The sequence below is a fragment of the Massilia sp. CCM 8734 genome (assembly GCF_011682155.1).
In the GTDB taxonomy this organism is placed as follows: domain Bacteria; phylum Pseudomonadota; class Gammaproteobacteria; order Burkholderiales; family Burkholderiaceae_D; genus Telluria_A; species Telluria_A rubra.
In genome coordinates this window covers 209,129-226,333 of record NZ_WHJI01000002.1, presented here as the reverse complement: position 1 = coordinate 226,333, position 17,205 = coordinate 209,129, and the positions used below count along the sequence as shown (strand labels likewise).

Annotated in this window: 14 protein-coding genes; 4 read left to right on the top strand and 10 right to left on the bottom strand. The window is 62.0% G+C overall.

Annotated features, from left to right (window positions below; genetic code table 11):
• Position 1: 1 nt before the first annotated feature.
• From F2P46_RS03165 to F2P46_RS03140, 6 genes are all read right to left on the bottom strand, one after another.
• Positions 2-940, bottom strand: a complete 939-nt coding sequence (locus tag F2P46_RS03165) for an ABC transporter ATP-binding protein (protein ID WP_166885129.1) — start codon at positions 938-940, stop codon at positions 2-4.
• A gap of 145 nt (positions 941-1,085) precedes the next feature.
• Entirely contained in the window at positions 1,086-1,322 is a 237-nt protein-coding gene (locus F2P46_RS03160; protein WP_166885127.1) for a thiocillin family RiPP, read from the bottom strand.
• Between the two features lie 265 nt (positions 1,323-1,587).
• Positions 1,588-1,878 carry a hypothetical protein gene (locus F2P46_RS03155; protein ID WP_166885125.1) on the bottom strand — a complete coding sequence of 97 codons (291 nt, stop codon included), beginning with the start codon at positions 1,876-1,878 and terminating at the stop codon, positions 1,588-1,590.
• Between the two features lie 510 nt (positions 1,879-2,388).
• Positions 2,389-3,759: a Dyp-type peroxidase gene (locus tag F2P46_RS03150; RefSeq protein ID WP_166885123.1), complete on the bottom strand. Its 1,371-nt coding sequence runs from the start codon at positions 3,757-3,759 to the stop codon at positions 2,389-2,391.
• 7 nt (positions 3,760-3,766) lie between these two features.
• Positions 3,767-4,375, bottom strand: coding sequence for a hypothetical protein (locus tag F2P46_RS03145; protein WP_166885121.1), 609 nt, complete (start codon positions 4,373-4,375; stop codon positions 3,767-3,769).
• Positions 4,376-4,431: 56 nt separating this feature from the next.
• Positions 4,432-5,529: a catalase family protein gene (locus tag F2P46_RS03140; RefSeq protein ID WP_166885119.1), complete on the bottom strand. Its 1,098-nt coding sequence runs from the start codon at positions 5,527-5,529 to the stop codon at positions 4,432-4,434.
• A 296-nt stretch (positions 5,530-5,825) separates the two neighbouring features.
• Here F2P46_RS03140 and F2P46_RS03135 point away from each other — a divergent pair, with 296 nt between their 5' ends.
• Positions 5,826-6,398 (top strand): hypothetical protein, encoded by a 573-nt coding sequence (locus F2P46_RS03135; protein WP_166885117.1) that lies wholly within the window; start codon positions 5,826-5,828, stop codon positions 6,396-6,398.
• 50 nt (positions 6,399-6,448) lie between these two features.
• Here the strand turns inward: F2P46_RS03135 and lysS are convergent, their stop codons facing one another.
• The 3 genes from lysS to prfB form a co-directional block, all read right to left on the bottom strand.
• A complete protein-coding gene (gene lysS / locus F2P46_RS03130) occupies positions 6,449-7,981 on the bottom strand; it encodes a lysine--tRNA ligase (RefSeq protein WP_166885115.1) in 1,533 nt (510 codons plus the stop codon).
• A 63-nt stretch (positions 7,982-8,044) separates the two neighbouring features.
• The gene (locus F2P46_RS03125) at positions 8,045-8,710 is read right to left on the bottom strand and encodes an HAD family phosphatase (protein ID WP_166885113.1); all 666 of its coding nucleotides are present in this window, start codon (positions 8,708-8,710) and stop codon (positions 8,045-8,047) included.
• Between the two features lie 3 nt (positions 8,711-8,713).
• Positions 8,714-9,818, bottom strand: a protein-coding gene (gene prfB / locus F2P46_RS03120) for a peptide chain release factor 2 (protein ID WP_166885111.1) whose coding sequence is annotated in 2 segments (ribosomal slippage) — positions 8,714-9,736 and positions 9,738-9,818 — 1,104 coding nt in all. Because the reading frame shifts where the segments join, the coding sequence is not laid out codon by codon here.
• Positions 9,819-10,034: 216 nt separating this feature from the next.
• Here prfB and F2P46_RS03115 point away from each other — a divergent pair.
• Entirely contained in the window at positions 10,035-11,999 is a 1,965-nt protein-coding gene (locus tag F2P46_RS03115; RefSeq protein WP_229509025.1) for a bifunctional 2',3'-cyclic-nucleotide 2'-phosphodiesterase/3'-nucleotidase, read from the top strand.
• A gap of 23 nt (positions 12,000-12,022) precedes the next feature.
• A complete protein-coding gene (locus tag F2P46_RS03110; RefSeq protein ID WP_368737871.1) occupies positions 12,023-12,460 on the top strand; it encodes a tetratricopeptide repeat protein in 438 nt (145 codons plus the stop codon).
• Here the strand turns inward: F2P46_RS03110 and F2P46_RS03105 are convergent, their stop codons facing one another.
• A complete protein-coding gene (locus F2P46_RS03105; protein ID WP_166885106.1) occupies positions 12,461-13,102 on the bottom strand; it encodes a VOC family protein in 642 nt (213 codons plus the stop codon).
• Positions 13,103-14,048: 946 nt separating this feature from the next.
• Here F2P46_RS03105 and F2P46_RS03100 point away from each other — a divergent pair.
• On the top strand, positions 14,049-17,135 hold the full coding sequence (locus tag F2P46_RS03100) for a glycoside hydrolase family 48 protein (protein ID WP_166885104.1): 3,087 nt from the start codon (positions 14,049-14,051) through the stop codon (positions 17,133-17,135).
• Positions 17,136-17,205: the final 70 nt, after the last annotated feature.

The window sequence follows — 17,205 nt, the reverse complement described above, 5'->3', positions numbered from 1 at the left end:
CTTAGTTGGCAATCACGCTCAAATACACATCTTCCAGCGAAGGTTGAGTGACCACCAGGTTGAGTCGTAGTCCGTTCGCTTGTTCGAGCAGCAAGATAGCGCCGATCAAGCCGGCCGCCTGGTGGGAGGCGCACGAAATCATGTGTTGCTGCCCGTGCAAGGTCAGTGGCGCATCAGCCGGGAGCGATGCCCTCAGTTCGTCGACAAGCCACGTGGGGGCGGTAAATTTGATCGAGATGCGGCAGGCGTGCTGTTGCAGCAGCTCCTGGGCGTTGCCGCTCATGCGTATTTTTCCGTTATCGATAAAATAGATGCGGTCGCACAGCTCCATCGCTTCTTCCATGTGATGGGTGGCAATGACGCCCGAAAAATTGCGCTGCTGCTTCCTGGACAGCAAGGCGTCCCACACCGTGCGGCGCGACCGCACATCGAGCGCGGAGGTCGGCTCGTCCAGTACGACCAGCGATTTGTCGCCATACAAGGCGGCAAAAATACTCAATCTCTGGGTCTGGCCCGCCGACAGGTCGCCTATCTGCTGCGCCATCAAGTGGGCAAGGCCAAGCTGGGTGATCAAGCCTTTCTTGTCAGGCTCAGCCGGATACATGTGTTGATACAGCTCGCATAACTGCCCCACCGTTAGTTCGGACGGAAGAGCGTAGCGCTGGAACACGATGCCGATCCTGCCGCGCTCACCGGGGGTGAGCAGGGCCGGTCTTTTGTCGAAGATGGAAACCAGGCCTGAACTCGGCTCCTGCAAGCCCTCGAGAATTTCCAGCAGGGTGGTCTTGCCTGCGCCGTTCGGGCCCAGCAAACCGATCACTTCACCGTGAGCGATATGGATAGTGACCCGGTCGAGCGCAATTTTGTCGCCATATAGCTTGCTGACGTCGGTGAAGTCGACAGCGTGGAACTCGGGCCGATGGTTCGCAAGGTGGTTCATAGGCATTTTAAAACGGGACAATCATTCTCCATCGTCGTCGCTCACGCGCGGGCCGAAGGGTCTCCCAAGCCGGGATGTCAATGAATGGGGAGGCGGCATCGATTCCGCATATGAGCCTGGAACCGATGCCAATGGAGAATTGCTGCTACCGCGGCATTTTCGGCGGTGGCGGCCCGTCGCAATTGGCGGAACCGAAGGAGCCGACAGTGCCGATGCAGCCGCCGGCAGTGCCGAACGTACCGGCAGTCCCGGCTGTGTTGAACGCGGCGGTCAGGGGTTGATCATGCGGCGCATCGGTAGGCCCATAGGCCGCGCTGGCATCTGGCGCCGCTTCCGGTGTCAAGTCATAACTATGCTTTTTTTCCAAAGTAAACAGTTCCACGTGAGCTCCATTCGAATAAGAAATTAAATACCGGAAATTGCCTCGACCGTTAAAAACGGCGCGGCAATTTACTGCGGCTAATGTTTATTTTATTCCAGTCAAAAAACTGCGAAGGCTGGAAAACTTATGTAGGAAATTATAGGAAAAGGAATCTCGGTCGATCAAGCGTTTTTTAAACAATCGTACCTGTGCTCGCTTTTTCAGCCACACCTGGCTCAGCCGGTGCATTCAAGATGAAAGACATAAAAGATGAGTCTGGATCGGATCATTTAAAACTGTTCAGGCTGTATGAAGGGCTATCAGGAACCGGCAAGCAAACATCCAGTGCGACATCACCTTGTGCGGGCCGCGCACCCTGATGTTGCGCCCCGCCGAATTCACCGTTGAGCCTTGCGTTGCTGTGCTCGGCCACGGTGCGTTCCTTGCCGCACACGGCGTCGGCCGTATCCATTACGTCATACAAGTTCGTCCCGCGCGCCGCCGTCATCGTCGCCAGCGCCATGGCCGCCCACATCCCTCCAATCATGCCGAGTCCGGCGATCAAATTCACACGCATGAGCAGTTTTGCAAGTGGCTGCGTCGATTGCAATAAACCTGATCTGCGTATATTTTTGCAATGTCGGATCGCGGTTTGTGCAAGGCGGATGGGCGCCAGTAAAAATATTCGCCTTAATTGATATCGTGTGTTTCGGGAGTCGATAAAACTTTCATCGCTCGATCGATAAAGAGATGAATGGGCCAATCGGGGGGGGATTATGTCGCCGGCGGCGATAAGGGCTGAATTGGCGGTCGGCTTGCAATTAGCGTCCGATTCCAGGCTTGATGTGTTTTTCGATGCTGGCGCGATGTTGAGTGGACGTCGGTAATGATCGTCATCAGGGAAGCGCGAGAAGAACCCCCAGGCACCCTACCGTGCGGACTGGACAGGGCGACGCAGGGGAAAGCGCGTCAGAATGCCAGGAAGAAAGTGACTTGCTACTTGATGCCCCCCATCGTGCATGACCACGGGGGAGCGGGCCGGCGACACGCTACTGCCGCCAGCCCGGGTGCGATGCAGCCGTGCCTGTCAGCCCGGGTCGCGCCCTTCGCCCGCCAGCCAGCGCAGCGCCGTCAGGCTCGGCATGAACAGGTATTCACCGCCACGCACCGTGCAGAAAGTCTGGATGCCGTGGACGCGCTGGCGCACCGGGCGTTTCTGGATGGTGAAGGTGCTGTCTTCATCCTGCTGGCCGAGGATGGGATCGCGCTCCTTGCCCAGGTCCATGAAGTTCCCGTGGTCGACCCACTCGGCCTGCATGAACTCCACCGTCTCCGGCGCCTTGGCGCTGATCCCGATGAAGAACAGGCCGCGTTCCTGGCCGTCGTCTTCCAGGAGGTCCGCGCGCCACGGCGCACCGAACGTGGTGCTGCGGCGGATGATGCGATGGATGTTCACGTCGGTCAGCACCGCCAGCTTGCTGTCGCGCGGGTTCATGCGGCGCATATGGCAACCGTGCGGCGCCTGCAGGCCGGCCTGGTCGTCCTTGTAGGTGAAGTCGTTGTTGCGCTTCGGGTCCGCGCCCAGCGCCGCATCGTCTTTTTCGGGCGCCAGCGTGAGCGGCGCACCGCTGCGCCAGCGGCCCACCAGCTTGGCCGCCAGCAGTTCCTGGCCGGCTTCGTCGTCGGCGTTATCGCGCAAAAACCGGTTGAACGCGGCGGCGTCGGCCTGGTACTTGCGGATCACCACAAAGGTGCCATTGCGGCCCAAGGCGTCGGGCTGCGGCATCGCCATCGGCACGCCCGATTCGCCCGGATAGCCGAGAATCAGCTCGCCCGCCTTGATGGCGTCGCCCTGGCCCGGCAGCAGCTCTTCGATGCCGCCGTCGATGGCCGGGTTGCTGATGTTGTCGCGGTAGCCGAAGGGATTGAGGCTGTCCGGCTGCGCGCCGAAGTCGTGCATGCCGAGCAGGGTGACGCCCTGGACATTCTCGAATTCGTTCTTGGCGGTGGCCAGCGCGTGCTTCCACGATGCTTCATCGGGCGCGAAGATCGACACCGTCACGTGCACGTCGCCGCTGCCGTAAGGCGCTTCCCAGTTGGCCGGTGCGCTGGCGCCGATGTCTTGCAGGCGGTCGGCGCGCGCCGCCATGCCGGCGCGGAAGGCGGCCGGAAAACTGGCCAGCGAATCTTCAGGGATGTCCAGCGCCACCAGGCCGGCGTGGCTCAACGCCACCGCGATCCAGGCGGTGGTGTTGGTGGGCGCATCGGCGGCGCTGCGCACGTGCGGGGCCAGGCGCGAGAGCAGCGCGCGGCCGCCGGCGGCTTGCTCGATCTTGAGCAGCACGTGGGTGCCGTAATACGGGTCGGGGCGCTTGAACAGGATGGTGGCCTGGATGTCGTCCAGTTCCAGCGTTGGCGAGGAGTGGACCAGGTTCTTGAGTGTATCGATAATCGTCATGGGAACCTCAAGCAATCTTGTCCAGGAATTCCTGGAGCGCGTCGTTCTGTTTTTGCAGGCGGCGCGTTTCGACCACCGACAGATTCGGATTGGCGACGTACCAGCCGTCGGCGGTGATCTGGTGACCGGCGATGAAGTCTTTCACGCCCGGATCGGTGATGCCGGGCCAGCCTTCGACCGATGAAAACAGCAGGTCCATCAAATCGGGAATCTTGGTCGCGAAATCTTCGATGTAGGTGTCCCAGTCGCCATCGTAGGTGGTGGCGAACAGGATCTTGGTGTCGTTTTCGAAAAAGACGAAGCGCATGTCGTGCAGGGTCGAGACCTTTTGCGCGCCGTTGAAGTTACCGTTGACCAGTTTGAAGATGCGGCGCAGGCGGTCGGCGCCGCCCGGCTTCAGGTCGGCCATGGCGGTCAGTTCGGAGATCTTGCCGGACTGGCGGCCGATGCGGCCGGCCGATCCCGCGTGGCCTTCGGTGTTGGGGTCCTGCTCGCGCAACATGTTCTCGAGCGCGAGTTTGAGCAGGTCGGGGGCGTCTCCCAGGACCTCCTGGACTTTGCGCTTGATGTCCGCGAGGTCGGTAGAGGATTTGTTTTGTGGGGTGGTGTCGCTCATGATTGCTCCTTGGGTCTTGAAAAAGGGTGATGCTGACTACGGGATTACAGGACTACTTAATCTGGTACCTGGCCGATGCTGTCGATCTCGATGCGCGGCTGCGCGTTCATCTCGTGACGGAACTTGGACGACGCTTCATACGCCTTGATACGGGCGCGCATGATGGAGCCCATCGGGCGGTGCGCCTCGATGCAGTGCCACGGGTTGAACGACAAGACGTCGTCGGCGAACACGCGGCGCGCCGGGCTGTACGCCTGCTGCTGCGGGATGGTGAGTTTGGCGACCGGCTGGTAGGGCGAGTCTTCCTGCGGCCACTCGATCGAGGCGTCTTCGACCGGCATCTTTTCGATGTCGGTGAGTAGCTGCGCGCGCAGTTCGTACTCGGCGCCCTGGCCGTTGAAGAAGTCGACGACGAGGTTGCGCAGGGCCGAGTCGTCGGCGTCGTCGCCGAGCGGCTGGCCGGTGAGGGCGCGCACATTGCTTGAGAGGGGCGCGGCGCACAGCTTGGCCACGTAGTCGCCATAGCGCACGGCGGCCATGCTGAAGAAGGTCTCGCCGAGGATATGGTTGTTCGGTGCGCCGAGCGTGTCGACCACCGGGTTGTCGATGCCGAGTGCGTGCAGCGCCTTGCTGCCGCCGCGCGCGAGGGCGGCCACGATGCGGCGCACCATGTCCGGATCGTCCGCGTGCTTTTCCAGCAGCTTCTGGGTCTTGAGGTAAGCGGCGGCGTGGCCGAAGGCGATCACGGGGTGGTTCACCAGCAGCAGGTCTTGCGTCTTGGCGTCCTGGCGGTTGGGCAGGAACTGCGGGCCGTCCACACCGAGCATCTTGATCGCCATGCCGCGCGGGGACGGCAGCTTGTCGCTGTGGATGTCACCGGGCGCGGTGGAGAGGCGAATGACGACCGGGTAGGTGGCCGGGCGGGCGAACACGCCCTGGGCCAGGTGCGCGGGCAGATTGTCATAGACGGTCACGTGGCCGACCAGCACGCCGTGGCACTTGGCGTGGGCGTCGCGCTTGGCGTGGCGATGCTTGTCGAAGACGCGGGTGTTCACGCGCATCATGGATTCAACCACGCTGTCGATGATCTGGTCTTCGTTTTCCTGCTTTTGTTCCAGGTTGTCGTTGTAAGGGACGTAGGTGGTGGCAGACATGGGGTTCCTCGCTTGTTTGTAATATTGCAATGGAATCGAGGAGTGTACCGATAGGGCGGGGGCGTTCGATAGAATGTTTGCTCAAACGGTGGGGTATGGTGGTACAACGCGGACTGACGCGGAAAGGTCGTCAGCGAGGGCGCAGCAAGACGCCAAGCGAGGCCAGAAGCTCTCGGAGTATCATTGCAATAAGACATGGATTAATCCAGGGTCGATGTTTTAAGTGCGCTGCATCGCCCAGCCTCTCACGGCTCGGCGGCGCAAGCCCATCAGACCGGAAACACGAGGAGAATGAATTGAATATAACCGCTATGTTAGCGAAAAAGGCGCTGGTACCTCTATTTGCCGGAGTTTTACTGTTACAAGGATGCGCGGCCACGAACAATAACAGCAACAACAACGTGCTGGCATACTCTACTCACGACCTGGGCCTGCTTTGTTTCGGCGGAGTCAGCAATGTGCGGCTGACCTACGGCGGCGCCCCACACAGATTGTTCGATGATAAAGGCCATGTCGCACCTGAGAAAACACTTGCGGATGCCACGCGCACGCCGCGCGCCCTGTTCGGTACGTACGACACCTTCGCAGGGCCGATGGACATGCAGTGGCGCTCACGCGACGGCACTGAGCTGAGCCACGTCATCGACCTCAATAAGGAAATTGTCGGTCGCCAGATTCCTTATGACCATCCGGAGCGTGTCTACGCCAAGAAACCGTTCGTCGGAAAACCCGTTATCATTGTCGAGTTTAATGATCGTACCGTGAATGTCTACCTTGCCGCGACATTGCAGGTGACTTCACTCGACGCGGCCAAGCCAACCCTCGACGATGTGAAGACCCGGACGCTGGTGTATTCCAGGACCTTGTGATGGCGACTTCGGCCCACTAAAAAAGCGGGCATTGCGCCCGCTTCTGTTGTTTACTCTTCGCGGCGCAAGTGCGGGAAGAGGATGACGTCACGGATGTTCGGCGAATCGGTGATCAGCATGATCAGGCGGTCGATGCCGATCCCGCAGCCACCGGCCGGCGGCATGCCGTATTCCAGCGCGCGGATGTAGTCGGCGTCGTAGAACATCGCCTCGTCGTCGCCCGCATCCTTGGCCTCCACCTGCGCCAGGAAGCGCGCCGCCTGGTCTTCGGAGTCGTTCAACTCCGAGAAGCCGTTGGCCAGCTCGCGCCCGACGATGAACAGCTCGAAACGCTCGGTGATGCCGGCTACCGTGTCCGACGCGCGCGCCAGTGGCGATACTTCGGCCGGGTAGTCGACGATGAAGGTCGGCTCCCACAGCTGCGCTTCGGCGGTTTCTTCGAACAGCGCCAGTTGCAGCGCACCCAGGCCAGCGGTCGAAAACGGCTTGACGCCGAATTTCAACAGTTCGGCCTTGATGAATTCCGCATCCTGCAACTGCTCCGCGGTGTAGTGCGGCGCGTAGGCGTTGATTGCGCCGACGATGGTCATGCGGCGGAATGGCTTGGACAGGTCGAGCGGCTTGCCGCCGTAGGTCAGTTCGGCGGTGCCGTGGGCGTCGATGGCGGCCTGGCGGATCACCGCTTCGGTAAAGTCCATGATCCACTGGTAATCGGTGTAGGCCGCGTAGAATTCCATCATGGTGAATTCAGGATTGTGACGCGGCGAGACGCCTTCGTTGCGGAAGTTGCGGTTCACTTCGAACACGCGATCGAATCCGCCGACCACCAGACGCTTCAAGTACAGCTCCGGCGCGATGCGCAGGAACATTTCCATGTCGAGCGCGTTGTGGTGGGTGACGAACGGCTTGGCGGCGGCGCCACCAGGAATGGCATGGAGCATCGGTGTTTCGACTTCCATGAAGTCGTTCTTTTCCATGAAGCGGCGGATCGACGACATGGCGGCGGTGCGCGCCTTGAAGGTGCGGCGCGTTTGGTCGTTGGTGATCAGGTCCACATAGCGCTGGCGGTATTTGGTTTCCTGGTCCGACAGGCCATGAAAATGGCTCGGCAAAGGACGCAGCGACTTGGTGATCAGGCGCAGGGTCGTTACCTTGACCGTCAGTTCATCGGTCTTGGTCTTGAACAGGGTGCCTTCGATGCCGAGAATGTCGCCCAGGTCGTAGTGGCTCAACGCTTCCATGGCCGCTTCGCCGGTTTTGTCGAGCGTGACGTAGATCTGGATGCGGCCGTCGGCGTGCGGGCCGGACGAATCCTGCAAGGTTGCGAACACGGCTTTTTTACCCGCTTCGCGCTTGAGCATCATGCGCCCGGCCAGGACCACGGGCACCTCGGTCGCTTCGAGTTCTTCGCGCGTCTTCGATGCGTACTCTTCGACCAGCTTCGCCGCCTTGTGCTGCGGACGGAAATCGTTAGGGAAGGCGATGCCGCCTTCGCGCAGCGTGGCCAGCTTGGCGCGGCGTTCGGCGATCAGCCTGTTTTCATCTGCCGGGGCGGGTGCTTGGTCTTGGGTGTCCGTAGTCATGGTAGGTATCGCTATAGAGGTTGTTGCAGGTGTGGGATTGGCTATTAATTAAGACGCAAACAATCAGGACGAAAACAGTTCGTCGATCGTCAGGTCCGAAAAGTCGCTGGCGACGTGGATCACGTTGTCGAATTCGGCAAAGGCGCCGGCGGGCAGGGTGGTGGTGAGCACCACGGCGCGCATGCCGGCGCGGCGCGCCGCTTCCACGCCCAGCGGCGCGTCTTCGAACACGATGCAGTGCTCGGGCGCGACGCCGCAGCGCTCGGCCGCCAGCAAAAACACGTCCGGATGCGGCTTGCCGCGCGCAACATCGGCCGCGCCGACCACGGTGTCGAAATGGCGGCGCAGGTCCAGGCCATCGAGCGTGAACGTGATGTTGGCGTTGGGCGCGGCGGTGGCCACGGCCAGCGCCACGTCATGCTCCTTGGCCAGCGCGATCAGCTGGTCGAAGCCGGTCACCGTTTTGCGGTGCGGCTCGTACAGTTCGCGGTAAACCACTTCCTTTTCGTCGTTCAGGACCCGCACCTCGTCGTCATCGAGGTGCTCGCCCATTTGGGCACGGATGATTTCCTTGCCCTGGCGGCCGGCCGTGGTGCGGAAAAACTCGTCGGCGTCGATGTCCTTGCCGCGCCGCTGGAAGAATGCGATCCAGGAGTCGGTGTGAAAGGACATGTTGTCGACGATCGTGCCGTCCATGTCGAAGATGAATGCGCGTCGGGTAGCGGTCATGAATTACACGCCTTGCTTGAGTGAGGCCGAAATGAAGTCGTCCAGGTCGCCGTCCAGCACGCCCTTGGTGTTGCCGGTTTCGAAGTTGGTCCGCAAATCCTTGATGCGCGACTGATCGAGCACGTAGGAACGAATCTGGTGTCCCCAGCCCACGTCGGTCTTCGAATCTTCAAGCTTTTGCTGTTCGCTCATGCGCTTGCGCAGTTCGTGCTCGTACAGCTTCGCCTTGAGCATTTCCATCGCTTCGGCGCGGTTGCGGTGCTGGCTGCGGTCGTTCTGGCACTGAACCACAATGCCGGTCGGGCCGTGCGTCATGCGGACCGCGGAGTCGGTTTTGTTAATGTGCTGACCACCGGCGCCGGATGCGCGATAGGTATCGACGCGAATGTCGGCCGGGTTGACGTCGATCTCGATCGAGTCATCGACTTCGGGATACACGAACAGGCTGGTGAACGACGTATGGCGCCCGTTGGCCGAGTCGAATGGCGACTTGCGCACCAGGCGGTGTACGCCGGTTTCGGTGCGCAGGTGGCCGTAGGCGTATTCGCCTTCGACTTTGAGGGTGGCGGTCTTGATGCCGGCCACCTCGCCGTCGGACTGCTCCAGGATGTCGACCTTGAAGCCTTTGCGTTCGCAATAGCGCAGGTACTGACGCAGCAGCATCGAGGCCCAGTCCTGGGCTTCGGTGCCGCCGGCGCCGGCCTGGATGTCGATGAAGCAGTTGTTGGCGTCCATCGGATTGCCGAACATGCGGCGGAACTCCATGGCTTCGACCACGGCCTTGATGGCGTCGGTGTCGACGATGACCGCTTCGAGCGTGTCGTCGTCGCTTTCTTCGCGCGCCATGGCAAACAGGTCGTTCGCGTCTTTCAGGTCGGCGTCCGCCTTGATCAGCGTATGGACGACGCCTTCAAGCTCCTTCTTCTCTTTACCGAGAGCCTGGGCGCGTTTCGGATCGTTCCAGACGGTCGGATCTTCTAGTTCTTCGTTGACTTGTTCGAGCTTCTCTGACTTTTTATCGAAGTCAAAGATACCTCCGAAGTTCGGCTTCACGATCCGTCAGGTCGTTGAGCAGGGCGGAGAGGGCGTTAATGCGTTCGGCTTCCATGGCGTTTCCGGTCTATGAATTGGTTAAATCGAACCTTCGATTATACCCCAGCGCGCCGCATTTCCGGTCCCCGCCGCGCACCCTGCTTGATCGGCGTGGCATGGCTGCGTATTATGCTGCGAATTATGTTGCCATCGTCGATGCCAACCTCCCCCGTCCACTCGCCCGAAAGCGCCCGCTATGCGTTATCAAATTTGCATTTCCATCCTGCCCCTGATGTTCTGCGCCAGCGCGGGCGCCGCCACGCCGACGAAGGGTTCCACCGCGGTGGTCGGCGTGATGGAGACGACCGACCTGCATTCGAACGTGCTCGGATACGATTACTTCAAGCTCGCGCCCGAGCCGTCGCTGGGCCTGGACCGTACCGCCGCCCTGATTGCGCAGGCGCGCCAACAGTTCCCGAACAATCTGCTGTTCGATAACGGCGACACCATCCAGGGCAGCGCGCTGGCCGACTACCAGGCGCTGGCCAATCCGCTCAAGTGCGACCAGACGCTGGCGATCTACAAGGTCATGAACAAGCTCGGTTACGACGGCGGCGGGATCGGCAACCACGAATTCAATTACGGCCTCGCTTACCTGAGCCAGGTGACCGGCAACCGCTTCGAGGTCGACGGCGTCGATGCGGCCAGGCCGCGCTGCGCCGGGCCGGCCTTTCCGCAGGTGCTGGCCAACGTCTACAGCCTCAAGACGGGCCAGCCGCTGTTTGCGCCTTACCGCATCATCGACAAGCAGATCACCGCGCAGGGCGCCGACGGCAAGCCGGTGACAGTAACGCTGAAGGTCGGCATCATCGGCTTTGCGCCGCCGACCATCCTGTCGTGGGACAAGCGGTCGCTGGAAGGGAAGGTCTACACCGAAGGCCTGCGCGAAACCGCGTCCAGGTTCATTCCCGAGATGCGCGCGCAAGGGGCGGACCTGGTGGTGGCCATTTCGCACGGCGGTCTGGACGACAGCACCTACCAGCCGTCGATGGAAAACGGGAACTGGCATTTGTCCAAAGTGCCGGGCATCGACGCCATGCTGATCGGGCACTCGCACCTGCCGTTCCCGAACGCGTCCAGCACCGTCCCGCAATTTAACCTGCCGGGCGTGGACAAGGTCAAGGGCCTGGTCAACGGCGTGCCGACCGTGATGGCCAACCTGTGGGGCAAGCACCTTGGCGTGATCGGCCTGCACCTGTCGTACGACGGCCAGCGCTGGGTGGTCGACCGTAGCAAGACCACGGTGGAGGCGCGCGCCGCGCAGCAGGCCGACAAATCGTTCATTGCGCCCGATCCGGCCATTGCGGCGCTGGTCGCGGGCGAGCATGAAGCCACCATCGGCTACGTCAAGACGCCGGTCGGCGGGACCGACTTCCGCATGTCGACCTATTTTGCCGATGTGGGCGATGTGACGGCCATTGCGGTGGTCAACCTGGCGCAGGCCGATTACGTGGCCAGATACGTCAAGGCCAACCTGCCGCAATACGCGGCCTTGCCGGTGCTGTCGATGGCGTCGCCGTTCAAGGGCGGCACCGCCGGCGTGACCGATTACACCGACGTCAAGGCCGGCAGCCTGGCGCTCAACAATGCGGCCGATTTATACCTGTATCCGAATTCGCTGTACGCGGTGAAGGTCAATGGCGGGGAGCTGAAAGCGTGGCTGGAACACGCGGCAGGGCGCTTTAACACCATCGACCCGGAGCTGACGACGCCGCAGGAGCTGGTCAATACCGCGTTCCCGACCTATAACTTCGACGCCATGACGACCAAGGAAGTCAGTTACGAGATCGATGTGACCAAAGTGCCGGGCCAGCGCATCAAGAACCTGCGCTTCCGCGACAAGGCGGTGACTGCCTCGAACGAGTTTTTGGTGGCGACGAATAACTACCGCGCCAGCGGCGGCGGCGGTTTTCCGGGCCTGGACGGCAGCAAGACCGCCGTGGCCGCGCCGGACGCCAACCGCGATGTACTGATCGCCTATATCAAGGAGGTCAAGCAACTGATGGGCGTGCAGCATGGCCGGCAGCGCAGCTGGCGCTTTGCCAAAGTGCGCACCGCCGGCCCGGTGGTGTTCCATTCCAGGCCGGGACTGCTGCCGCTGGCCAGGCAGGCCGGCCTTGCCAATGTGTCGCAACTGCGCGCCGACGATGGCCTGGGCAAGGGCTTTGCCCTGTACGCGGTCGATCTGTCGAAATGATATGGCGCCTGGTTTTGGCAGTCGTGTTTTGCGGCGGCGTGGCACACGCCCAGCCGCTCGACGCGGCCGACGCTGCCGTCATGGCGCGCTTGCGGCAAGCGGCCGCGCAGGACCCGCAGGCCGCGTATGACCTGGGGCGCATGGTCCGCAACGGTATCGGCGTCGCGCGCGAGCCGTTGCGCGCGTTTGCGCTGATCGCGTCGAGCGCGCGGCGCGGCCATGCGCCGGCCATGTTCACCGTGTCGGCCATGCTGGCGGCGGGGGAGGGCTGTGCGGCCGACCTGGCGGCCTCGCGGCGTTGGCTGGAAGCGGCTGCTGAACTGGAGCACCCGGAAGCGCTCCAGCAGATGGCCATGTATGTGCAGGAAGGCGCGCTGGGCTACCCGCGCGACCCAGAGCGCGCCGCCCAGCTGCTGCGCGAAGCGGCGCACGCGATGACGCACCGGGCGCAAGCGCACTAATCAGAGAATGCGTCGGCCGGCTGGCGTGTCGATGTGCGCGCGCAGCCAGGGCCGTGCGCCAGCGTCGATCGGCACCACCGTCACCGGTGCGTGCATGCCGATGGCGTCGAGCAGCGCGCGCACGCGTTGTGGCTCCGGATGAAACAGTTCCAGCTTGTGCAGTGCCAGGCCCACATCGGCCATGCCCGCCGCCGGGTGCGGCCCGGCATCCCATTCGATCAGCGCGGGACCGACGCCGTCCATCGGCACGCCGCCATCGGCGGGAATGGTGATCAGCCAGTTGTGCGCCCCGCGGCTCATGGGCGTGACAGGACCGAGCGGCGCGATGAGGGCCACCGCGCCGGCCATGGCGGCGATATCGCCGGTGCGCGCGACCCAGGCCGACAGCGCCGGTGTCGCATCACTTCCCCGCGTATCGAGCGCAAACCAGCGCGGACGGCCGGGCGCAGGCGCGTCGGGATCGACCGCGATGATCTCCAGGAACAGGGCGTCGCCGAGGCGCAGCAGCAGGTTATGCGTGCCCATGGCGGGATGTTTGCCGCCCGGCGCGGGGCTGACGCCGAGCTTGTCCTCGACCCAGGCGGCGCCTCGGTCGAGGGTGAGTGCGGTGATGGTGATGTGGTCGAGCTGGCAGGCGGGCATGCGGCGTCACTTTCCGGCGTGGTTGGCGATGAAAGACACAAAATGGTAGCACCGCGAGCAGCCCGGACGCCGCATCGAAGCGGGTCGCTCCGCAGAAAATGCATAAGTAAAGCGCTATTTAGCATGAAAGCGATTTCAAGGATATGAAACTTTTTCGGCGTCAGTTTTTCACCACGCGTGTTTAGCAGATAAAAACGCTGTTTGGTTGTCGGCGGCAGTTATGCACACCAAGGAATTTAACATTTCTTTTTCGCAGGTGATCTTGAACAGAAAGCATCATTATTTGATGCGTCTTTTCGACCGTTTTTCTATGAAAGCCGTGAAAGCCCTGTTGTTGAGGGCGATACTTGTTCTTTTTTCTGGAAACGGTTCCGCAAAGCTCCACAATCAACACAGCTGTTTTCACCCAGCAATTGCTATATGTACAATGCAAAAAACCTCATTTTTGCGTTCTTGACATTTAACCTTTGCAAGCGATACATTGCGTCCATACCTAGGCGACAAGCTGTTTTTGTCACCCCATGGTGTGCCTTGGTCCGGACACGTCCGTCGCCACGGTGATTCGACAAAATACGGTCATTTGATCGTTTTTTTTGAAAAAGAGTTGAAAACGTTTTCAAGCCTGCGTAGTGCGGGGACGGCATGGCCGGCCTCACCGAGCAGGCCCTGTGGGCGTCGCAGCCTTGCTCTGGGCAGTGGAAGGTGCGGCGCGTGCAGACAGCGAGGGCATCCACCTGTCTTCGGGCGCAAGTTGTTTCCTGCTCCGGCAGGCGGCGGCTGGCGCAACGTGAACCGCGCCGTGGCCGCCCGCCACGGACCGGAACGCGGGAAACACAATGAAACAAGCGTCATCCGCACCGGTGCATCCGGAACGATGGCGACAACCATGCCGGCGAACGTGATTCACGCACGCCATAAAGTACGACAATTGCGAGGAGACTCCTGAATGAATTCGATGTCCAAGATTAAACTGAACGCCGTCACCGACGCCCTGCGCAACAGCGGCAGCGGCCGGAGCCTGGCGCGCAGCGCGATGCGCGGCCTGCTGGCCCTGTCCATCACGGCGGCAAGCGCCGCGGCGATCAGCCTGCCGATGATGGCAACGGCCCACGCCGCCGCCGATGCGGAATACACGCAGCGCTTCCTGACCCAGTACAAGAAGATGAAGGATCCTGCGAACGGTTACTTCAGCAAAGAAGGCGTGCCGTACCACTCGATCGAAACGCTGATGGTCGAAGCACCGGACCACGGCCACGAAACCACCTCGGAAGCGTACAGCTACTGGCTGTGGATGGAAGCGCAGTACGGCCGCGCCACCGGCGACTGGGGTCCGCTGAACGCGGCCTGGGCCAACATGGAAAAGTACATCATTCCATCGCAGTCGGACCAGCCGACCAACAGCTTCTACAACCCAGGCAAACCGGCGACCTACGCCGCCGAGTACGACCTGCCGAAGCAGTACCCTGCGCCGCTGAACGGCGGCGTGCCGGTCGGCCAGGATCCGATCGCCAACGAACTCAAATCGACCTACGGCACCAGCAATATCTACGGCATGCACTGGCTGCTGGACGTGGATAACTGGTACGGCTACGGCAAATGCGGCGACGGCACCACGCGTCCGGCCTACATCAACACCTTCCAGCGCGGTTCGCAGGAGTCGGTATGGGAAACCGTGCCGCACCCATCGTGCGAAACCTTTAAATGGGGCAAAAACGGCGGCGGCGAAGGCTTCCTCGGCCTGTTCATCGGCGACAACAACCGCGCCAAGCAGTTCCGCTACACCAATGCACCTGACGCCGATGCGCGCGCCGTGCAAGCCGTGTACTGGGCCTCGGTCTGGGCCAAGCAGCAAGGCAAGAGCGCACAAGTGGCCGACCTGGTCACCAAAGCGGCCAAGATGGGCGACTTCTTGCGCTACGCCATGTTCGACAAGTACTTCAAGAAAATCGGCAATTGCACCAATGCGAACTCTTGCCCAGGCGGCAATGGCCAGCCGGATGCAAATGGCGAACGCGACAATCAACATTACCTGATGAGCTGGTACTACGCATGGGGCGGCGCAACCGACTCCAACGCCGGCTGGGCATGGCGCATCGGTTCGAGCCACAACCACTTCGGTTACCAGAATCCGCTGGCTGCATGGGCGCTGTCGACCCAGGCCGACTTCAAGCCGCAGTCGCCAACTGCGGCTGGCGACTGGGGCAAGAGCCTGACTCGCCAGATGGAATTCTACCGCTGGCTGCAATCGGCTGACGGCGCAATCGCCGGCGGCGCGACCAACAGCTGGGGCGGCGATTACCTGACCCCACCGGCAGGCACCCCGACCTTCCACGGCATGTTCTACGATGAAAAACCGGTTTACCACGATCCGGCCTCGAACACCTGGTTCGGCTTCCAGGCCTGGTCGATGCAGCGCGTGGCCGAGTACTACTACGCCAGCGGCGACGTGCGCGCCAAAGCGGTGCTGGACAAATGGGTTGCCTGGGCATCGGCCAACACGGTCCTGAAAGCGGACGGCACCTACACCATCCCGAACACCCTGGCATGGAGCGGCGCGCCTGACACCTGGAACGCGGCAACCCCTGGCGCGAATGCCGGCCTGCGCGTGAAAATCGTCGACAGCACCAACGACGTTGGTATCGCAGCGGCCTTGGCGCGCACCCTGATCTACTACGGCGCCAAAGCCAACAACGAGCCTGCCAAAGCGCTGGCCAAGCAGCTGCTGGACCGCATGTGGGCCAAGCACCAGGATTCGGTTGGCCTGGTGGTCGATGAAACGCGCGCCGACTACAAGCGCTTTACCCAGCCTTACGATCCGGCCACCGGTTCGGGCGTGTACATTCCACAGGGCTGGACCGGCACCAACGCCCAGGGCGCAACGATCGATTCGAGCGCGACGTTCCTGAGCATCCGTCCGAAATACAAGGACGATCCACAGTGGCCTAAACTGAAAGCCTACCTGGACGGCGGCCCGGCACCAACCTGGCGCTACCACCGCTTCTGGGCCCAGGCTGATATCGCCAATGCGCTGGCCGATTACGCCAACATCATCGGCGGCACCGATACGCCGTCGATCGTGGCCAGCACCAGCGCCATCAACGTGCCTGAAGGCGGTTCCGGCAGCGTGGGCATCACCCTGTCGAAAGCGCCTGCCGCCAACGTCACGGTGGCCGTCGCCAAGGCAGCCGGCGGCGACGTCGACCTGACCGCACCACAGACCAGCCTGCTGTTCACGCCGGCCAACTACAACGTGCAGCAAGCCGTGGCGATCAGCGCCGCGGTGGACGCCGATGCGGTCAACGGCAGCGCCAACTTCACCTTCACGGCGCCTGGTTACCTGAGCGCCACGACGGTGGCAACCGAGGCCGACCGCGATGTGGTCGTTCCTGTGTCGCTGGTGGTGACCGGTGCGCCGCTGTCCGTTCCGGAAGGCGCATCGCGCACCTTCCAGGTCCGCCTGGCAGCCGCGCCAAAAGCCAACGTAACGGTGAGCGTTGCCCGCCTGAGCGGTGACACCGACCTCTCGGTCGCCGGTGGTGCAACCCTGACCTTCACGCCAGCAAACTGGAACCTGACCCAGGCCGTGACGATCGCCGCCGCAGTCGATGCGGACACCGTCAACGGCAGCGCCACCTTCGCTGTCAGCGCTCCAACGGCCCCAACGGTCAACGCGGTAGCGACCGAAGCGGACAAGGATGTGCAGACCGGCGGTTGCGCTGTCGACTTTGACACCACCAACGACTGGGGTTCGGGCCAGGTTCCACGGGTCACGCTGCGTAACACCGGCACCACGCCGATTACCGGCTGGGCACTGAACTGGACCGCGTCGAACGATGTGACCCTGAGCAACTCGTGGGGCGCTACCGTGACCCAGAGCGGCCGTGCGTTCAACGCCGTGCCGGCAGCCTGGAACGCGACCATCGCCGCCGGCGGCAACGTCGAGATCGGCATGCAACTGGCTTACAGCGGCGCCAAAGTGCTGCCAACCGGCCTGAGCTGGGCTGGTCGTAGCTGCACTATCGTTGTGAAGTAATTGTCAGTCGTCCGCGCGGGCCTTGTTGGCCCGCGCGGATTTTTGCATTTGAATTTGTATTCCCAAATAG